Here is a 17,747-nt window from a genome sequence, read left to right as displayed (position 1 = left end):
TTTTCAAATTACTTCTTCATCAACGCTTCAATCTCCTCCACCGTTATCGGAATATTTTTCATTAAATCTTTATGGCCGTTCCTGGTGATCCAGATATTATTTTCAATACGTACGCCCATTTGTTCTTCTTCAATATAAATACCCGGCTCTACGGTAAACAGCATTCCCGGTTTAATGGGAGCAGTTCTTGTTCCCAGGTCATGTACATCAACACCGAGGTGATGCGAAATACCGTGGTATAAATATTTACGATAGGCTCTGTTCTCAGGGTCTTCATTTTTTACATCGCTCTTTTTAAGCAATCCTATTTTGAGGAATTGCTGCGTGGCTTCCTCTCCTACTTTATCGGTATAATCAACAATGGTAATACCCGGTTTTAATAAACTCTTGGCATAATCATGCAAATGAAGACATGCATTATAAACTGTTTTTTGACGGCGTGTAAATTTTCCATTTACAGGAATGGTTCTCGTAAGATCAGCACAATAGCCGCCGTACTCAGCTCCAAAATCCATCAGGATCAACTCACCATCTTTACACTCCTGGTTATTGGTCACATAATGTAACGTTCTTGCCCTGTCGCCACTGGCGATAATGCTTCCGTAAGCCGGACCCGTGGCACGCTGTGAAAGAAAGGAGTGATAAATTTCTGCTTCTATCTCATACTCCATTACGCCTGGTTTGATGAATTGCAGCAAACGGCGGAAGGTAGTTTCTGTAATATCAATCGCCTGCTGTACCACTTCAATTTCTTCGGCCGTTTTAATACCACGAAGTTCTTTCATGATTTTGGCAGCACGCTGGTAACTGTGCAATGGATAACGGCTCTGCATTTCATCAATAAAACGATACTCTCTTGAACGGATGAGATTGGCTTTGCGGTCGTTTTCATTACTATCCAGATAGATATGATCAGCTAAATGAATCCATGTTTGCAGTAACGCATCAATACTATCCAGCCATACTACTGTGGGCATACCACTCATTTGTTTGGCTTCATTGGCACGCAAACGTTTACCATCCCATTTTTCTTTGAGTTCGTTCGGACGAACCAACACCAAAACTTCCCGGTATTTAGGATCCGGATTATCAGGAAATAAAATCACCATACTGTCTTCCTGTGTAATACCGCTGAGCCAGAACAGATCACTGTTTTGTTTAAACGCATGAATTGCATCACCATTCATGGGCCACTCGTCATTACTTACAAAAATGGCAATGGAATTAGGCAACATGGCTTTGGTAAAACGCTGCCGGTTTTGAACGAAAATCTGAGGATTTAAGGGATGATATTTCATACAATCGTCTTTATGCCGCAAAATAACATGAACCATACGGCCCACCCAATTTAGTTTTCAATTTGTGCAGGCACGTGGAAAACTAACATCCGTTCATTTAAAATTTTAAATTCAACTACTTCCTGGATTGAATCATTTAATAATATCTATGAATCGATCAGTTTCGATAATCTTTGTTTAATAAAAAAGAAAAAATGCCAAATGAAATCAATACCAGCACAGCCGCAGCTTTTTTGCCAATCCTTGTTCAACCTTTATTTTTGGACGGCTGTCAATTCTTAAACAACAGAAAAACGTTTTTTCCGCCATGCTCAAGGCAGGCTTGAAAAACGGATGAACATATTACAAGGGCACCTCCTGAAAAAGCTACACGTAAGTGTAAGTGGTCGTAATCGATTGTTTGCTAAGAACAAGAAAAAACCCTGCTATTCCTGGCAGGGTTTTCTGTTTTTATACAAATGCGTTCAATCAAAACAATCCATACAACTGTGAATCGATCTTCTGGATGATTTCACCAAAATGTTCGTCATTTTCAGCAAACTTATTAGCGTCAACATCAATTACCAGCAGACTTCCTTCCTTATAATTTTCAATCCACTTGTTATAATATTCATTGAGCTTTTTGAGATAATCCAGGCGGATATTCTCTTCATAATCTCTTCCCCGCTTTTGAATCTGTGCCACCAGTGTAGGTACAGAAGCCTTTAAATAAATCAACAGATCCGGCGGACTCACCATTGTTTTCAATGTGGCAAAAAAGGAGAAATAATTATCAAAATCTCTTTTGCTCATCAATCCCATATCGTGGAGATTGGGAGCAAAAATGTGTGCATCTTCAAAAATGGTCCTGTCCTGTATTACCGTTTCAGTACCACGTTGAATTTCCAGCACCTGGTTCAAACGGTTATTCAAAAAGTAAATCTGCAGGTTAAAACTCCAGCGGGGCATATCCTCATAAAAATCATTGAGGTAAGGATTATGATCCACATCTTCAAACTGCGGAATCCATTTATAATGCTTGGCCAGCATTTCAGTAAGGGTTGTTTTACCGGCACCTATATTACCGGCGATAGCCACATGTTTTGGTTTTTTATTCTTTGCCATAACTCTTTAAAAGTTCCAAAATTCAAATTACAAGAACCAACGGTCCAGAACGTTCAATGTAAATATTCTTTTTGGATTTTGTGTTTTGTAATTTGATTTTTTTAGAAATAATTCAGCCCCATCGCTGCTCTCACCAGTTCCATGGTTTTAGCAGCACTTGCACGGGCTTTTTCAGCCCCCTGCTCCATAACTTTTCTCAGGTATACCTCATCATTTTGAATGAATGCTGCCTTTTCACTTATGGGTGCTATAAACTTCGCCATGTCTTCGCCCAACTGTTTTTTCATATCACCGTAACGAATCACACAATTATTATAATCCGCCTCAAACTTTTCAATGGTGGATGCATCACTCACCAAACGCATCAGCTGAAATATGTTTTCTATATAATCAGGCTTGGGTGTGTTGGGCTCAGCAGGACCCTGATCCGTTTTGGCTTTCATAATTTTCTTACGGATTACCTCATCATCATCCGCCAGGTAAATGGTGGCATTCTGGTTTTCACTCTTACTCATTTTGCCGGTACCATCCAGCGAAGGAACTTTCACTAATTCGCCGCCAAAATTAAAAGCAAAGGGTTCCGGGAACACTTCACCATAACGATGGTTAAAACGGTTCACAAAGTTGCGGGCCATTTCCAGGTGTTGTTCCTGGTCTTTACCCACCGGCACATATTTAGCACGGTGCAGAATAATATCAGCCGTTTGCAAAACGGGATAAGTGAGTAATCCTGCATTCACATTATCCGGTTGCTGCCGCACTTTATCTTTAAAGGTGGTTGTTTTCTCCAGTTCACCCTTATAAGCCATCATATTCAGATACAAATACAGTTCACTCGTTTCATGCACATGGCTCTGGCAGTAAAACGCCACTTTTTCAGGATCTAACCCGCAGGCAATATTCTCTGCAAATACCCGCTTTACATTTTCACGGAGTTCTTTGGTATCAGGATGGGTGGTGAGGCTGTGCAGATCAGCCACCATGAAGTAGCAATCATACTCATCCTGCATTTTTACATAGTTGCGCATGGCACCAAAATAATTACCCAGGTGCAGGTACCCTGTGGGGCGGATGCCGCTCATTACAATTTCCCGGTTCGTACTCATAATTCCATCAAAATTAGAAGGGGAGCGAAGATAACAGTTTGCTGCATACTGCTGCCGTTTTTCCTTTGAATTTACCCTTTACAAGAAAGGCGGAAGCCAACCGCCGAAACAACTATATTTGTTTTATGGAAGTGAGTAATGAGTTGATCAATAAACTCAGTAAACTGGCCCGCCTGCACATTGCACCCGAGCAAAAAGAAAGTTTGCGGAGTGATATGCAGCAACTGATAGGATTTATTGAAAAACTGCAGGAATTAGATACTACCGGCACCGAACCGCTCATGCATCTGACGCATGAAATTAACCGGTTGCGTAAAGACGAAATCATTCACTCCATTACAAGAGAGGAAGCTTTGCAGAATGCAGCCCTGCATGATGAACAGTTTTTCCTGGTACCGAAAGTGATAAAAAAATAAGCAAACCCATGAGTGCTGTTATTGAATTAAAACAACTACGTAAAAGTTATTACCTGGGCAAACAGGAACTGCCTGTTTTAAAAGGAATTGATCTTACCATTAACCGCAGTGAGTTTGTGGCGCTGATGGGGCCTTCCGGTAGCGGTAAGAGTACACTCATGAATATATTAGGTTGCCTGGATACACTTACCAGCGGTCAATATATTCTGAACAGCAAAGACGTAAGTAAATTACCCGATAACGACTTAGCCGAAATACGTAACCAGGAAATAGGTTTTGTGTTTCAACAGTTCAATCTTTTACCACGTTTAAGTGCCCTGGAAAACGTGGCACTGCCGCTGATTTATGCAGGTGTGCCTAAAAAAGAACGCAATGAACGGGCTATGGAAATGCTGAGCAAAGTAAACCTGGCCGATCGTTATCATCATAAATCCAATGAACTGAGCGGCGGACAAATTCAACGTGTGGCCATTGCACGTGCGCTGGTGAACAATCCTTCTATCATATTGGCCGATGAACCAACCGGCAACCTGGATACAAAGACTTCAGAAGAAATTATGAAACTCATCTCTGAAATTCATACACAGGGAAACACCGTAGTGCTTGTAACGCATGAAGAAGATATAGCGGGCTATGCACAACGTGTTGTTCGTTTGCGTGATGGCTTGATTGAAAGCGACCGCATCAAAGAAAAAATGATGGCTTAAGCAAGTATAAGTTTACCTGCGTTCAACAAAACAGAAGAATTTTCTTTAATTAAAAAAACTACTGAACATTTAAGAGTGCAATCTGTATTATACATCTGCATTCAGAAATTTGTACATAGTTATGGCTAAGATTTATACAAAAACAGGCGATCTGGGTAAAACAAGTTTAATTGGCGGCACCAAGGTACCCAAGAGTCATATCCGTATTGAAACCTACGGTACGGTGGATGAACTCAATTCCTATATTGGTCTTGTTACTGATCATGTGGCAGATGTACATACCAAAGCCGTGCTGAAAGAAATTCAGGACCGTTTGTTTACTATTGGTTCCTCACTGGCCTGTGATCCGGAGAAAGAACCAAGGATGAAAATTCCTGATTTAAAGGAAAAGGATGTTACCCTGCTGGAAAAAGAAATGGATAAGATGAATGAAATTGTTCCTGCCATGAAATCATTCATTTTACCCGGCGGTCATGTAAGTGTGAGCACCATTCATGTGGCCCGTTGTGTATGCAGAAGATGTGAGCGCCTGTGTGTACATATGCAACAGGAAGAAATGTTTGTAGAACCTCTTGTAATTAAATACATCAACCGGTTGAGTGATTATTTATTTGTACTGGCCCGTTATACCGGCTATAACTTAGGTATTGAAGAAATTCCCTGGAAGCCGAGGGTATAGATTTGAAGATTGGGTATTAGAGATTTGAAAACTGAAATTTCCAAATTCCAAATTAAAATGCTATATAATCTTTCCGTCTTTCATATGCACAATCCTGTCGCATTGAGCAGCCAGTTCTTCATTATGCGTAACAATTAAAAATGTTTGATTGAATTGTTTGCGCAAATCAAAAAACAACTGATGCAATTCTTTGGCATTGGCACTGTCTAAGTTGCCGGTGGGTTCATCTGCCAGGATGATATCGGGGTTGTTGATGAGTGCTCTTGCTACAGCTACCCGTTGCTGTTCCCCGCCTGAAAGAGCATTGGGTTTATTATCAATTCTGTTTTCCAGTCCCAGCATTTTTAATAATTCTTTGGCCCGGTCTTCTACCTGCTTTTTGTTGCGGTTGCCCAGCCATCCCGGAATACAAACATTTTCCAGCGCAGTAAATTCGGGCAATAGATGATGAAACTGAAATACAAAACCGATGTGATTGTTTCTGAACGCAGCCAGCGCATTGCCCCGTAGGGTGTGCAAAGAAGTATCGTTCAGCCAAACCTCGCCGCCATCTGCCTCATCCAATGTGCCTAAAATATGCAGCAATGTACTTTTACCGGCGCCACTACTGCCTACCAGGCTTACAATTTCACCCTTGGCAATTTCAAGATCCACACCTTTTAACACCTGCAATTGTCCGTATCGTTTGGTAATATTTGTGCATCGCAGCATAGAATACAAACCTAAGGTAACTTTAGCATAATTGATGAGAATACAGCTCAAACACCATTAGCTTTTACAGCAACTAAAGGGGTTTTCCACAGCCTGAAAACCGAATTTGGTTATTTCAACAGGAAAGTTACTTTTGCGGAAATTTAAAAGGGTATAATACTATGTTCTGGACACTTGAATTAGCCTCGTACCTTGAAGATGCTCCCTGGCCTGCTACCAAAGATGAGCTGATTGATTATGCCATCCGCAGCGGTGCTCCCATTGAAGTGGTTGAAAACCTGCAGGAACTGGACGACGAAGGTGAAATTTATGAAAGCATTGATGACATCTGGCCTGATTATCCCAGCCAGGAAGATTTCTTTTTTAATGAAGATGAGTATTAAAACAAGTTGATAGCTGTTAGTTAATAGTTGACAGCGAACTCAAAATAGCTAAACCGTTTCTGAAAAGGAACGGTTTTCTTTTGGTCGGTACGGCCCCAAGGCCGTCAGACCAAAAATGAAAGTTATTTGAGAATAAAAACAATAATTGTTTAAAAATTGCTTATTCACTTTTCACTTCTCCTTCCCCCAAACTTTGTACTCTTTGAAATAAGAACTGTTCCAGAATTGATAACGGGTAATCATCACCGAATCCAATCGCTTTAAAAAATCACTGTAGTTTTTGTTTTTGCTCCAAAGGTTTTCGCTCAAAGCGGTCATGCGTGGAAAGATCATATAATCCACTTTGGTGCTCCACTCCATATATTCGGTCCAAACATTTCCCTGTCCGCCGATGATTTTATGTGCCAGCCCGGCTTTCTTCAATGCTTCGGGAATGATTTGATAATTGTACACCGCTTCCGTTGAATTGTAACCATGAATCGCCAGGCTATCATTCGGGTCTTTGCTTTGATAATGATCAAAATAAAAGGGTTTGCCCGGCGTCATAATGATGGAGAATCCTTTTTTTGCAGCGCTTAATGCTTTGGCATCATCCGCCCAGTTCATGATTAAAGCGGATGTATCCACATCGCCTTCTGTTATTTCATGCCAGCCTACGGTTGTACGGTTCATCTGTTTGAGTTGCTTTGCTACATACTCAATAAAATATGTTTGCAGCGCCACTTCATCTTTCAAATTCTTTTGTTTGATGAACTGTTGTGTTTTTGCATCCTGCTTCCACCACAGCTTGCTGCATTCATCACCACCGATATGGATGTAGGCAGATGGAAATAAATCAGTGAGCTCTTTAAAAATATCTTTCAGAAACTGAAAGGTAAAATCGTTTGGCGCCAGCACATTGTTTTGACGGTTGTACATACCCCACGTAGTGGCTACATTCCAGGTGGTATCAGGTTTTGTACTCAGTTGCGGATAAGCAGCAATAGCCGCCCGACTATGACCGGGAATATCCAACTCGGGAATCACCGTAATGCCACGCACTTTAGCATACTCTAAAATTTCTCTGATCTCGGCTTTGGTATAATAACCACCATAACGTTTGCCGTCATAACGGGCCGGCGTAGTTTTAAAATGACCGATGAGTGTTGAATCTCTCCAGCTTCCAATGGAATTGAGTTTTGGATAAGATGTAGTTTCAAATCGCCAGCCCTGATCATCCGTTAAATGCCAGTGAAAGGTATTGAACTTATGAAAAGTGAGATAATCAATGTACTTCTTGATATACTCCACCGGGAAGATATGACGTACTACATCCAGGTGCATTCCACGATAACGGAACTGGGGATAATCAGTAATTGAAACAGCAGGAATGCTGATGGATGTTTGTTGTTTGATGGGAATGAGTTGAAGTAGCGTTTGGAAAGCGTTAATGAAGCCACGAACATCTTCTGCAACAATATGTATAGTGTTTGCTTGTGTCTTTATTGCATAGATTTCCTTTTGCTTTTGAGCTGTAAAAAACTTTTCAAGCACAATTGCGTTTTGAGGAATCTTTTTATAACCTTCATACTTAACCAATGAGAGATTGATTCCTGCTTGCTTCCTCAACTCTTCTTTTAAATAAATTGCCTGCGCTTCAAATTCCTGCTGATAATAAATTTTTGATTGGCTGCTGAGAGTTGTACCAACAGTCTTTAACACTTTTAATTCTACCGGCTTCGGTATAACAGAAATGTTTGATTGTGCATTGGCAACAATCAACCATCCCATAAAGCATATGCTGATAATTATCTTTTGAATCATACCAGCAAAACTGCTGATTATTTTTTAAACGTCAACTTAAAATATAAAAGTACCAGGCTCAAAAAACAGATAATGGAGTTGCAGATAATCACCGGCCACAGCATATATCCAAATCCGTACACCAGCCAAACAACTGTACTGAAGGTCACAATCAGTATGGTATAAATGCTCAAATCGCCTACACTCTTGCTTTGCCAGGCTTTGTACACCTGCGGCATAAAAGTAATGCTGCTTAAAAATGAACCAAAGTGGCCTACTATATCAATCAAGGTCATAATATAAGTTTATAGTTTATGGTTTGTAGTTTATAGTTAGAGGCCCCTCAGTTTTAAAGTGAATAAGCAATAGCTTGAGTTTATGTATAACAGGCGACAATAAACCACAAACTACAAACGAATTCTATTTTTCCATCTGCTCAATCACATCCGCCGTTACACCGGTAAAGCTGAAACCACCATCATGGAATAAATTCTGCATCGTAACCATCCTGGTAAGATCGCTGAACATGAGCGTAATATAGTTGGCACAATCTTCTCCACTGGCATTACCTAACGGGCTCATTTTTTCAGCATAATTAATAAATCCATCAAAGCCTTTTACACCGCTTCCCGCTGTGGTACGTGTAGGCGATTGTGAAATACTGTTGATACGAACTTTATTCCGCACACCATAATGATAACCAAAGCTGCGTGTTACACTTTCCAGCAAGGCTTTGGCATCTGCCATTTCATTATAATCAGGAAACACACGCTGCGCAGCAATATAAGTAAGCGCCACTACACTACCCCAATCATTAATAGCATTCATATCCCAGGCTGAACGCAATACACGATGCAAACTCATGGCAGAAATATCCAAAGTCTTGGCATTCCATTCATAATTCATTTCTGTGTAATGCTTGCCCTTGCGTACATTCAGGCTCATACCGATACTGTGGAGCACAAAGTCAACCTTGCCGCCAAAATGCTCCATACTTTTTTCAAAAAGATTTTTCAGATCATCCATATTGGTTACATCTGCACCAATTACAGGGGCATTGCCGCATTGCTCACTCAGTTTATTGATTTCGCCCATACGCAGGGCTACCGGTGCATTGGTCAATACAATTTGTGCGCCTTCTTCATAACACTTCAAAGCTGTTTTCCAGGCAATTGATTTTTCATCCAGCGCACCAAAGATGATTCCTTTCTTTCCTTTCAAAAGTTGATGACTCATAAACGTTGATTTTGCCAAAAGTAAGGAAGATGTAACAAATGGCTGAAAGCGGCAATTCCGGGCTTACGCAGAACCTTTTTTGCTTAAAACCCGGCGGCAAAAGGGGTGTCATTCCCATACAAAAAACCGGGAATTCTTAGAGCATCTTTACTTGTTATTAGAATTTATTCTACAGCCGGCAAAAATCCACGCAGTGGCCGGTAAACAGTATCTGTAATTTCAAAAAGCAATCAGCCAAAACATCAAAAAACCTATCAACCCTGTTTATGTTTGTACTCCTGATTAAAACCAATACCCGTAAGAAAACCATACAAATCCGTACAATGTAAAAACCCATCCGAATCCTGAAAAACCAAGCTCCATATCCTGTAAAACCACAAAAAAAATTATGGAGCCTTCAATGCCCGGTTAAGTTAACCGGGTTTTTGATTTTAGAACGATGCTCTTTTAATCCTTTTTTAATCTGTTCTTAATACTGCTTCAATAGCCGGAATGCATTTTCGCAGGAATGAATACCTATTATTTCATTCTGGCTGCCTGTTTCCTCATCATCATTTCGTATCTCATCAACCTGTTTACCCGTAAAAAGGGAATACCATCTGTTTTACTGTTGCTGCTTTTAGGATTAGGTGCCAGGGAAGTGCTGGTGCAACTGCAGATTCCGTTTTCCACACCCATGCAGCTTGTTGAGCTGTTAGGCATCATTGGTTTAATCATGATTGTGCTGGAAGCAGGGCTTGATATTACTATTACCGGCAAATACCAGTTAAAAATCATAAGGCACGCCTTTCTATCGGCCTTAATCATATTTATACTTTCTGCCATTGTTTGTTCTACTTTTTTATATTATTTCCTGAAAGAACCCTTCATCAATTGTGTGGTGTATTCTATACCCTTTTCCATTGTGAGCAGCGCCATTGTTATACCCAGTGTTTCGCACTTAAGCGATTGGAAAAAAGAATTTCTTGTTTATGAAACATCGTTTTCAGATATTCTTGGAATTCTTGTATTTAACTACATCATTGCCGGCCGCATACTGGAAGCCGGAAACATCGGAATGTTTTTCGGCAATATTCTCATCGGCATCCTGGCGAGTGTGATTGTTTCGCTGGCTTTACTTTTTTTACTCACACGTATCGGCACAAGAGTTCGCTTTTTTCTCGTGTTTGCTGTGCTTATCTTTTTATACGCAGGGGGTAAACTGCTGCATCTTCCGTCATTACTGGTGATATTGTTATTCGGGCTCACGGTGAGCAATTTCAGGCACAACCTTTTTGACCGCTTTAAAAAATGGATCAATCCTGAAAAAACACAAGAGGTTCATGAACTGCTGCACAATATCACTGCCGAAACAAGTTTCCTGGTGCGGACTTTCTTCTTTTTTATATTTGGATTAAGTATTGATGTACGTCTCCTGGGCGATCTACAGGTAATTACAGCCGGGAGCTGTATTGTGGTGTTGCTGTTTGTAATCCGCTTCATTTATCTCCGCTTTTTTTTGAAGGCGCATATTTTCCCCGAACTGTTTTTTATGCCAAGGGGGTTAATTACAATTTTATTATTTTACAGCATACCGGTATCTTTTCGTTTACAACAATTTAACGAAGGAATTCTCTTATTTGTAATTTTAGTAACCGGTTTCATTATGACAGCCGGTTCGCTTTTTTACAGAAATGAAGAGTTTGAAAATATTAACGACGAAATTCCGGTAACAGAACAGAATTAAACGATGTATGGAAGAACTGAAAGTTTTACTCATTGAAGATGAAAAAAAAATAGCGAACAGTATTGCAAGGGGTTTGCAGGAACTGCAGTACTATGTTGCCATTGCTTATGATGGTACTATCGGGCTGCGGATGTTTGAATCAGAAAATTTTCACCTCGTAATTACTGATATTAATTTGCCGGGTGTTAACGGGTATGAGTTGTGTAAACGCATCCGCAACCGCAATAAACAGGTTCCTATTATGATGCTCACGGCGCTCAGTGCTACCGATGATAAAATTGAAGGCTTTGATGCAGGGGCAGATGATTATGTAGTAAAACCATTTGAGTTTCGTGAGTTACTGGCACGTATGCGGGTCCTGCTCAAACGATCTGTAAACCAGCAGATGCCCACAGGAAATATTTTAAGAGTAGCCGATCTTGAATTAAATGTAGATAGCAAAAAAGTAACCCGTGATGATAAACCGATACAACTTACTGCCAAAGAATTTCAACTGCTGGAGTATTTTATGCGTAACCGCAACAGGGTGCTTTCAAGAGGCGATATTGCAGAAAAAGTATGGGACCTGGATTTTGATACCAAAACCAATGTGATAGATGTATATGTAAACTTTTTACGAAAAAAAATTGACCGTGATTTTGAACAAAAGCTCATACATACACATGTAGGCATGGGCTATGTAATGAAAGAAGAAGCATGAGCATCCGCTATAAAATTGCCATCCTCTTTGCTGTACTGGCGAGTTTTATTTTAACCGCTGTTGCATTAGCTGTTTATTGGTTCAGCGTAAAAGAACGTGTTGATTTTTTCCGGCTCCGCTTAAAAAACAGGGCAATCAGTATTGCACAGATTGCCGCATCAGTATCAGATAGCAATTACACCATTATCAAAAAACTGGACGCAACCTCTCTTACCACGTTTGCTGACAAAAGTGTAACTGTAATTGATTACCGTAATAATATCCTTTACAAGCATTCTGATATCTCTGGTCATAACATTATACTCAGTGCGGATCAGATTGAAGCAGCAAAAATCAACACTACTTATTTCTTTGCAAGTGATAAGAGAACAGCAGTAGCTGTTCACTATCTTAATGAAGATGCTAATCTTATAGCACTTATGGCGGCTTATGACCTGGATGGAGAAACCTATTTAAACGATCTTAAAAATCTTTTACTGCTTGCAGTAATGCTGAGCGTCATTGTTTCATTTATTACAGGCTTGTTTTTTGCGAACACACTGGTCAACCCTATTGGCCGTATCATTCATGAAGTAAGATTAATCAGCTCTAATAATCTTTCCCGCAGGATTCCTGAAAGAACAACAAAGGATGAATTATACCAACTGAGCCAAACATTTAACGAACTTCTTGACAGGCTGCAGGAGTCCTTTATCATACAACGTCGTTTTATCTCCAATGCATCACATGAACTTTCCACACCGCTTACCTCTGTATCAAGCCAGTTAGAAGTAGCATTGCAGAAAGAACGCACCGTCGAAGAATACAGGGAGGTATTGAAAAGTATTCATGAAGATGTAAAAGATCTTCATTTACTCACCAGAAGTTTGCTGGACATTGCCAAAACAGGTACAGAAGGAAGCATTGAGCTAAGCCCCGTACGCATTGATGAAGTATTGCTGAAGGCTGCATCGGATATTCAGAAATCCAACTCCTCCTGCCGGGTTTCCATCAACTTTGAAACGATTCCTGATGATGAAGAAGCATTAACCGTTTTCGGCAACAGTAACTTACTGTATATTTCATTTAAAAACCTGATGGAAAACGGTTGCAAATACTCTCATGATCAACATACAATTGTAACAACCTCTTTCAGTAAATCTGTTATTGCAGTTGATTTTCAGAGTAATGGTGAATTAATAGAGAAAGAAGAACAACCATATATTTTTCAACCCTTTTACCGGGCAGAAAAAGTACAACATAAAGAAGGCTTTGGTTTAGGTTTAACACTGGTAAAACGAATCCTCTCTTTACATAAAGCCACTATTGAAGTATCCAGCACAAAAGAAACAGGCACCATTTTCAAAGTGCAATTACCTGCAGCTACACTACTTAAAAAGATTTAATGCTGTTTTAATGCTGTTTTAATAACAGTAACGCATATTGCCAGAGCTATGAAGCCCAAGATTTATGGAATCATATTGCTGCTTGGTTTAATTTTTCTCACGGTATTACTGGTACATGCTGTTCAGAATAACAGGCAATTAATCCGGGAAAGACAGCAATTGATTCTTAAAAACGATTCCCTTCATATCAAACAGTTAGAAGCGAAACAAAAACTGGCTGTGCTTTCAAAAAAGATTGACAGTCTCACTTCTAACAGAAACCACATTAAAAAAACTAAAAGCTAACAAAATGGTAAGCGTTATCATTCCGGCATTAAATGAGCAGGATACCATTGCTGAAGTTGTTCGCTTCAGTTTGCAGGAGCCTTTGGTTTCAGAAGTAATTGTGGTGGATGATAAAAGTGAAGACGACACGGTAAAGAATGCACAAAGCGCCGGTGCCAAAGTAATCATCAGTGATGTGCGGGGCAAAGGTCTTTCCATGAGAGATGGCATCCGCACTGCTTCCAATCAGCTATTGGTGTTTTTGGATGCAGATATTCATCCGTACCCTGAAAAGACTGTTTCAAGACTGGTACAACCGCTGATTGAGAATGAATGTGATTTTGTAAAAGGTGCTTTTGCCAGAAATGCAGGAAGAGTAACAGAATTGGTAGCAAAACCTTTGCTGAAGATTTTCTTTCCGGAACTTTCTGCGTTTCAGCAGCCGCTCAGCGGAATGATAGCAGGGAAAAAATCTTTCTTCAGCAAAATTGATTTTTTTACTGACTATGGTGTTGATGTAGGAATACTCATTGATATGTTCCTGATGCAGGCAAGAGTAAAAGAAATCAACATCGGGTATATTGAAAATAAAAGTAAACCCTGGCAGCAGTTAGGTAAGATGAGCAGCGAAGTTTCTAAAGCAATCATCCAAAAAGCAACACTCCGGCAAAAAGATCCTGTAAACTTAAATGAACTCGGTCTTATGCATGTGATTACAGAAGAATTGGGAACAACTGTAAAAGACGAAATGCAGGTGTTGCGTAAGATGGTGGTATTTGATATGGACAATACCCTGCTGCGGGGACGATTTATTGATACACTTGCGGAAAAATATCTGTTTGAGGAAGAACTCAACAGGTTACGGCTTACCGAAAAACACCCGGCCGTACTAACCAAACGAATCGCAAACCTGATCAAGGGCCTATCAATGGGAGAGCTGCTGCAAACAGCAGCTACCATCCCCATTGTGCATGATGCAGAGGATGTAGTGAATGTTTTACGATCAAATGGTTATGTTATCGGTATTATCAGCGACAGTTATCAACTGGTGGTTGACTATGTGAAATCAAAAATCGGTGCTGACTTCGCCATTGGAAACCGTTTGGAGTTTTTTGAAGGAAAGGCAACAGGAGAAGTCATTATTCCATCCTGGTTTTATAATAACCTGGAAAGTAAATGCCACCATGAAGTGTGTAAAACCAATGCATTAATGCATATTTCAAAGCGGTATAACATCGCTATAGAAAACTGCATTTGTATTGGAGATAGCGAAAATGATCTGTGCATGATTCAAAAGGCGGGCGTGGGAGTGGCTTTCTGTACTGACAATCATTTACTGGAGCAAGAAGCAGATATAATAATAAACAAACCATCTTTCAGCAGTTTGTTATTACTGGAAGAAAAAAAATATAGTAAAGGAACTGTTCAACAGTTTCACTTTCAGCAGTAGTTTTCGGTTAATAGAGTGTTAAGCAATGCGGGCACGTCTGTGCCTGCAGTTTTTTTTATACCCATCCCTAAAAAAAGAAGCACTCTTTGCAGAGTGCCCCGGTATAATCATCGGATTTCGATCGAGCCTAAAAGATTCACTTTCTTTTTCCCGCTTTCCAGATACGTTCGCAGCTCATACAAATCTTTCTGTAATTGCTGTATCCGTTTCTCCCGCATTTTAATATCCTCTTCGCTATCCAGGTGCTGAATTTTAGTTTCATGGTAGCGGATTTTTACATGCACCAGCTGTGTTAAGATGTCCAGCGCTTCTTTTGCTGAAAAACTTCCTTCCAGTATTTTGATTTGCATAGTTGTTGATTTTATTGTCCCTGGCCTAATGAATAACCTGCCACACCATCAAAGTTGTAAAGGTTTTCTGTTTTTATGGCATCAATTCCTTCGTTCAATGATGATTGCAGTAATTGAATAATATCATCTTTACGTAACAGATCACCGTTCTTATTTTTAAAACGGCAACGCCAGTGGTCCGTACAAAATGTTTCTTCAAAACCATCGGGCCATACTTTAATACCACGGTTGGTAATCATACTCAGTTGCACATCTCCAAAGTTGATCTTCTGCATTTTTACTGCCAGTTCATCAGGATTGGTACCGGCCCAGTGTACAAACACATCCACACCAACCAATTCCTTTTTTGCAGGAGCTTTGCGTCCTACTTTCGGAAGGTTAAGTGTTTGACCTTTTGCATAGCTCACTTCTTTTAATGTAGTTGGCTTTTTACCAAGGTTGGCAATTACTGCATCTGCAAACTCACTTGTTCCTGCTTTCTGCGTACTCACACCTTCTTTAAAAATATCATAGGTATGAATACCTTCTTCAATGGTTTTGAGCCATGCATTCTGTACTTTTTCAGCTACTTCTGTCTGGCCAATATGATTCAACATCATGATAGCACCTTGCAATAAACCACTGGGATTGGCCATGTTTTGTCCGGCCCTGCGGGGTGCACTACCATGGATCGCTTCAAACATGGCGCAGGTTTCACCAATATTAGCACTACCTGCCAAACCAACTGATCCTGCTATCTGTGCAGCCACATCACTCAACACATCACCATATAAATTAGGCATCACAATTACATCAAAGGCTTCCGGTGTATCTGCCATTTTAGCTGCACCGATATCAATGATCCAATGTTCTTTTTCAATTTCCGGATACTCTACCCCAATTTCATCAAACACTTTATGAAACAAACCATCTGTTTGCTTCATGATATTATCTTTTGTAAAACAGGTTACTTTTTTGCGGCCATAAACTTTAGCATATTCAAAAGCATAACGAACAATCTTTTCACAACCGGGTCTGCTGATGAGTTTTAAACACTGCACCACTTCATCCGTTTGCTGATGTTCAATACCGGCATAAAGATCTTCTTCGTTCTCTCTTACAATTACCACATCCATCTGTGGATGCTTGGTGCGTACAAAAGGATGCAGACTCATACAAGGACGCACATTACTGTACAAACCCAAAAACTTCCTGGTTGTTACATTCAGACTTTTGTAACCTCCGCCCTGCGGTGTGGTAATAGGAGCTTTTAAAAACACTTTGTTGCGGCGAATCACATCCCATGATTCCTTGGCAATACCGGCAGTGTTACCGGCCAGGTATACTTTTTCGCCCACTTCAATTTCATCTACCTCAATCTGAGCACCGGCAGCCAGAATGATTTTAAGTGTGGCGTCCATAATTTCAGGACCGATGCCATCACCTTTTGCTACAGTAATTCTTTGCTTCATTGATCAGTTATTTTTTTTGCAGGCCAAAAGTAGAAGTCCCGTTTCATTAAATTTCATTTAACTTTATAATAGATCCCATAAATATTTTTTATGAATTTTACATTGCATCAACTACAGATCTTCCAAAAGATTGTACAAACCAAAAGCATAACACGTGCTGCGGAAGAACTGCACTTAACACAGCCGGCCCTGTCCATTCAGCTTAAAAATTTTCAATCGCAATTTGAAATACCGCTTACTGAAGTAACAGGACGGCAGTTATACATTACTGATTTTGGCTTTGAAATTGCTGCGGCTGCAGAAAAAATACTGGAACAGGTTTATGCCATCAATTACAAAACCATGGCGTATAAAGGGGCATTAACCGGCAAACTGAAAATAAGCGTGGTATCCACCGGGCAATATATTATGCCCTTCTTCCTCAGCAATTTCCTGAAACAACATGAAGGCATTGAACTCAAAATGGATGTAACCAACAAAAGCAAAGTAATGCAAAGCCTGGAGCAGAATGAAGTTGATTTTGCTTTAGTAAGTGTATTGCCGGACCAACCAAAGGTACAGGCGATAGAACTGGCAGAAAACAAACTTTACCTGATTGGAAACAGCAAAGAGAAATTTCAGAAAAAACCTTACACCAAATCAATCTTCCAGCAATTGCCGCTTATTTACAGGGAAAACGGAAGCGGCACCCGGCTTGTAATGGAACGCTATATTCAGAAAAACAAACTGCCTGTTCAGAAAAAAATGGAACTTACCAGTAACGAAGCAGTGAAGCAGGCGGTGATTGCTGGTCTTGGCTATTCAATTATGCCTGTTATAGGCATCCGCAATGAATTAAAGAATGGTGAGCTGCAGATTATTCCGGTACAGGGTTTCCCTATTGAAAGTAAATGGCAATTAATCTGGCTGCGGAATAAAAAATTCTCCCCGGCAGCAGAAGCTTATTTGCAGTTCCTGAAAAAAGAAAAACAAAATATTACAAGGGAACTCTTTTGAAAC

General features: G+C 40.1%; 19 protein-coding genes. 10 read left to right on the top strand and 9 right to left on the bottom strand.

Features of this window, described 5'->3' with window-relative positions:
• Positions 1 to 8: 8 nt before the first annotated feature.
• The 3 genes from PDL71_RS06195 to trpS all read right to left on the bottom strand — a co-directional run bounded on the left by PDL71_RS06195 (position 9) and on the right by trpS (position 3,508).
• Entirely contained in the window at positions 9 to 1,298 is a 1,290-nt protein-coding gene (locus PDL71_RS06195) for an aminopeptidase P family protein (protein ID WP_407526839.1), read from the bottom strand.
• Positions 1,299 to 1,766: 468 nt separating this feature from the next.
• On the bottom strand, positions 1,767 to 2,402 hold the full coding sequence (locus PDL71_RS06190) for a deoxynucleoside kinase (RefSeq protein WP_407526835.1): 636 nt from the start codon (positions 2,400 to 2,402) through the stop codon (positions 1,767 to 1,769).
• A gap of 101 nt (positions 2,403 to 2,503) precedes the next feature.
• Complete coding sequence (gene trpS / locus PDL71_RS06185) at positions 2,504 to 3,508, bottom strand: tryptophan--tRNA ligase (protein WP_407526831.1); 1,005 nt, start codon at positions 3,506 to 3,508, stop codon at positions 2,504 to 2,506.
• A gap of 38 nt (positions 3,509 to 3,546) precedes the next feature.
• On the opposite strand from trpS, the gene gatC reads away from it, so the two are divergent.
• The 3 genes from gatC to PDL71_RS06170 all read left to right on the top strand — a co-directional run bounded on the left by gatC (position 3,547) and on the right by PDL71_RS06170 (position 5,310).
• A complete protein-coding gene (gatC, locus tag PDL71_RS06180; protein ID WP_407526828.1) occupies positions 3,547 to 3,924 on the top strand; it encodes an Asp-tRNA(Asn)/Glu-tRNA(Gln) amidotransferase subunit GatC in 378 nt (125 codons plus the stop codon).
• Positions 3,925 to 3,932: 8 nt separating this feature from the next.
• Entirely contained in the window at positions 3,933 to 4,631 is a 699-nt protein-coding gene (locus tag PDL71_RS06175) for an ABC transporter ATP-binding protein (RefSeq protein ID WP_407526825.1), read from the top strand.
• 121 nt (positions 4,632 to 4,752) lie between these two features.
• Entirely contained in the window at positions 4,753 to 5,310 is a 558-nt protein-coding gene (locus tag PDL71_RS06170) for a cob(I)yrinic acid a,c-diamide adenosyltransferase (protein WP_407526822.1), read from the top strand.
• A 60-nt stretch (positions 5,311 to 5,370) separates the two neighbouring features.
• Here the strand turns inward: PDL71_RS06170 and PDL71_RS06165 are convergent, their stop codons facing one another.
• Entirely contained in the window at positions 5,371 to 6,021 is a 651-nt protein-coding gene (locus PDL71_RS06165) for an ABC transporter ATP-binding protein (protein WP_407526819.1), read from the bottom strand.
• 161 nt (positions 6,022 to 6,182) lie between these two features.
• Between PDL71_RS06165 and PDL71_RS06160 the strand changes: the two genes are divergently transcribed.
• A complete protein-coding gene (locus tag PDL71_RS06160; protein ID WP_407526816.1) occupies positions 6,183 to 6,404 on the top strand; it encodes a DUF2795 domain-containing protein in 222 nt (73 codons plus the stop codon).
• 171 nt (positions 6,405 to 6,575) lie between these two features.
• Here the strand turns inward: PDL71_RS06160 and PDL71_RS06155 are convergent, their stop codons facing one another.
• From PDL71_RS06155 to PDL71_RS06145, 3 genes are all read right to left on the bottom strand, one after another.
• A complete protein-coding gene (locus PDL71_RS06155; RefSeq protein WP_407526813.1) occupies positions 6,576 to 8,207 on the bottom strand; it encodes a beta-N-acetylhexosaminidase in 1,632 nt (543 codons plus the stop codon).
• Between the two features lie 17 nt (positions 8,208 to 8,224).
• Entirely contained in the window at positions 8,225 to 8,482 is a 258-nt protein-coding gene (locus PDL71_RS06150) for a SemiSWEET family sugar transporter (RefSeq protein WP_407526810.1), read from the bottom strand.
• Between the two features lie 124 nt (positions 8,483 to 8,606).
• Entirely contained in the window at positions 8,607 to 9,422 is an 816-nt protein-coding gene (locus PDL71_RS06145; RefSeq protein ID WP_407526807.1) for an enoyl-ACP reductase, read from the bottom strand.
• Positions 9,423 to 9,930: 508 nt separating this feature from the next.
• Between PDL71_RS06145 and PDL71_RS06140 the strand changes: the two genes are divergently transcribed.
• The 5 genes from PDL71_RS06140 to PDL71_RS06120 are packed head-to-tail and all read left to right on the top strand — an operon-like array spanning position 9,931 to position 14,947.
• Positions 9,931 to 11,148, top strand: coding sequence for a cation:proton antiporter (locus PDL71_RS06140; RefSeq protein ID WP_407526804.1), 1,218 nt, complete (start codon positions 9,931 to 9,933; stop codon positions 11,146 to 11,148).
• 7 nt (positions 11,149 to 11,155) lie between these two features.
• The gene (locus tag PDL71_RS06135) at positions 11,156 to 11,848 is read left to right on the top strand and encodes a response regulator transcription factor (RefSeq protein ID WP_407526801.1); all 693 of its coding nucleotides are present in this window, start codon (positions 11,156 to 11,158) and stop codon (positions 11,846 to 11,848) included.
• Positions 11,845 to 13,233, top strand: a complete 1,389-nt coding sequence (locus PDL71_RS06130) for an ATP-binding protein (protein ID WP_407526798.1) — start codon at positions 11,845 to 11,847, stop codon at positions 13,231 to 13,233. Before PDL71_RS06135 ends, PDL71_RS06130 begins: the two co-directional genes overlap by 4 nt.
• A 48-nt stretch (positions 13,234 to 13,281) precedes the next feature.
• Entirely contained in the window at positions 13,282 to 13,518 is a 237-nt protein-coding gene (locus tag PDL71_RS06125; RefSeq protein ID WP_407526796.1) for a hypothetical protein, read from the top strand.
• 4 nt (positions 13,519 to 13,522) lie between these two features.
• Positions 13,523 to 14,947, top strand: coding sequence for an HAD-IB family phosphatase (locus PDL71_RS06120; RefSeq protein WP_407526793.1), 1,425 nt, complete (start codon positions 13,523 to 13,525; stop codon positions 14,945 to 14,947).
• Between the two features lie 107 nt (positions 14,948 to 15,054).
• Here the strand turns inward: PDL71_RS06120 and PDL71_RS06115 are convergent, their stop codons facing one another.
• Positions 15,055 to 15,297 carry a hypothetical protein gene (locus PDL71_RS06115; protein WP_407526790.1) on the bottom strand — a complete coding sequence of 81 codons (243 nt, stop codon included), beginning with the start codon at positions 15,295 to 15,297 and terminating at the stop codon, positions 15,055 to 15,057.
• Positions 15,298 to 15,308: 11 nt separating this feature from the next.
• Positions 15,309 to 16,748, bottom strand: coding sequence for an NADP-dependent isocitrate dehydrogenase (locus tag PDL71_RS06110; RefSeq protein ID WP_407526787.1), 1,440 nt, complete (start codon positions 16,746 to 16,748; stop codon positions 15,309 to 15,311).
• Positions 16,749 to 16,838: 90 nt separating this feature from the next.
• Between PDL71_RS06110 and PDL71_RS06105 the strand changes: the two genes are divergently transcribed.
• Positions 16,839 to 17,744, top strand: a complete 906-nt coding sequence (locus tag PDL71_RS06105) for a LysR family transcriptional regulator (RefSeq protein ID WP_407526784.1) — start codon at positions 16,839 to 16,841, stop codon at positions 17,742 to 17,744.
• Positions 17,745 to 17,747: the final 3 nt, after the last annotated feature.

Origin of the sequence: Lacibacter sp. MH-610 (assembly GCF_045780045.1) — a bacterium.
Taxonomy (GTDB): Bacteria; Bacteroidota; Bacteroidia; order Chitinophagales; family Chitinophagaceae; genus Lacibacter.
This window is presented reverse-complemented; position numbering and strand designations above follow the sequence as displayed.

Excerpts from the sequence above, each read along its gene's own strand:
- PDL71_RS06160 (WP_407526816.1), top strand. The coding sequence starts at position 6,183 with ATGTTCTGGACACTTGAATTAGCCTCGTACCTTGAAGATGCTCCCTGG.
- trpS (WP_407526831.1), bottom strand. The coding sequence starts at position 3,508 with ATGAGTACGAACCGGGAAATTGTAATGAGCGGCATCCGCCCCACAGGG.
- PDL71_RS06125 (WP_407526796.1), top strand. The coding sequence starts at position 13,282 with ATGAAGCCCAAGATTTATGGAATCATATTGCTGCTTGGTTTAATTTTT.
- PDL71_RS06195 (WP_407526839.1), bottom strand. The coding sequence starts at position 1,298 with ATGAAATATCATCCCTTAAATCCTCAGATTTTCGTTCAAAACCGGCAG.
- PDL71_RS06135 (WP_407526801.1), top strand. The coding sequence starts at position 11,156 with ATGGAAGAACTGAAAGTTTTACTCATTGAAGATGAAAAAAAAATAGCG.
- PDL71_RS06150 (WP_407526810.1), bottom strand. The coding sequence starts at position 8,482 with ATGACCTTGATTGATATAGTAGGCCACTTTGGTTCATTTTTAAGCAGC.
- PDL71_RS06190 (WP_407526835.1), bottom strand. The coding sequence starts at position 2,402 with ATGGCAAAGAATAAAAAACCAAAACATGTGGCTATCGCCGGTAATATA.
- PDL71_RS06110 (WP_407526787.1), bottom strand. The coding sequence starts at position 16,748 with ATGAAGCAAAGAATTACTGTAGCAAAAGGTGATGGCATCGGTCCTGAA.
- PDL71_RS06145 (WP_407526807.1), bottom strand. The coding sequence starts at position 9,422 with ATGAGTCATCAACTTTTGAAAGGAAAGAAAGGAATCATCTTTGGTGCG.
- PDL71_RS06175 (WP_407526825.1), top strand. The coding sequence starts at position 3,933 with ATGAGTGCTGTTATTGAATTAAAACAACTACGTAAAAGTTATTACCTG.
- PDL71_RS06120 (WP_407526793.1), top strand. The coding sequence starts at position 13,523 with ATGGTAAGCGTTATCATTCCGGCATTAAATGAGCAGGATACCATTGCT.
- PDL71_RS06105 (WP_407526784.1), top strand. The coding sequence starts at position 16,839 with ATGAATTTTACATTGCATCAACTACAGATCTTCCAAAAGATTGTACAA.
- PDL71_RS06165 (WP_407526819.1), bottom strand. The coding sequence starts at position 6,021 with ATGCTGCGATGCACAAATATTACCAAACGATACGGACAATTGCAGGTG.
- PDL71_RS06130 (WP_407526798.1), top strand. The coding sequence starts at position 11,845 with ATGAGCATCCGCTATAAAATTGCCATCCTCTTTGCTGTACTGGCGAGT.
- PDL71_RS06115 (WP_407526790.1), bottom strand. The coding sequence starts at position 15,297 with ATGCAAATCAAAATACTGGAAGGAAGTTTTTCAGCAAAAGAAGCGCTG.
- PDL71_RS06155 (WP_407526813.1), bottom strand. The coding sequence starts at position 8,207 with ATGATTCAAAAGATAATTATCAGCATATGCTTTATGGGATGGTTGATT.
- PDL71_RS06140 (WP_407526804.1), top strand. The coding sequence starts at position 9,931 with ATGAATACCTATTATTTCATTCTGGCTGCCTGTTTCCTCATCATCATT.
- PDL71_RS06170 (WP_407526822.1), top strand. The coding sequence starts at position 4,753 with ATGGCTAAGATTTATACAAAAACAGGCGATCTGGGTAAAACAAGTTTA.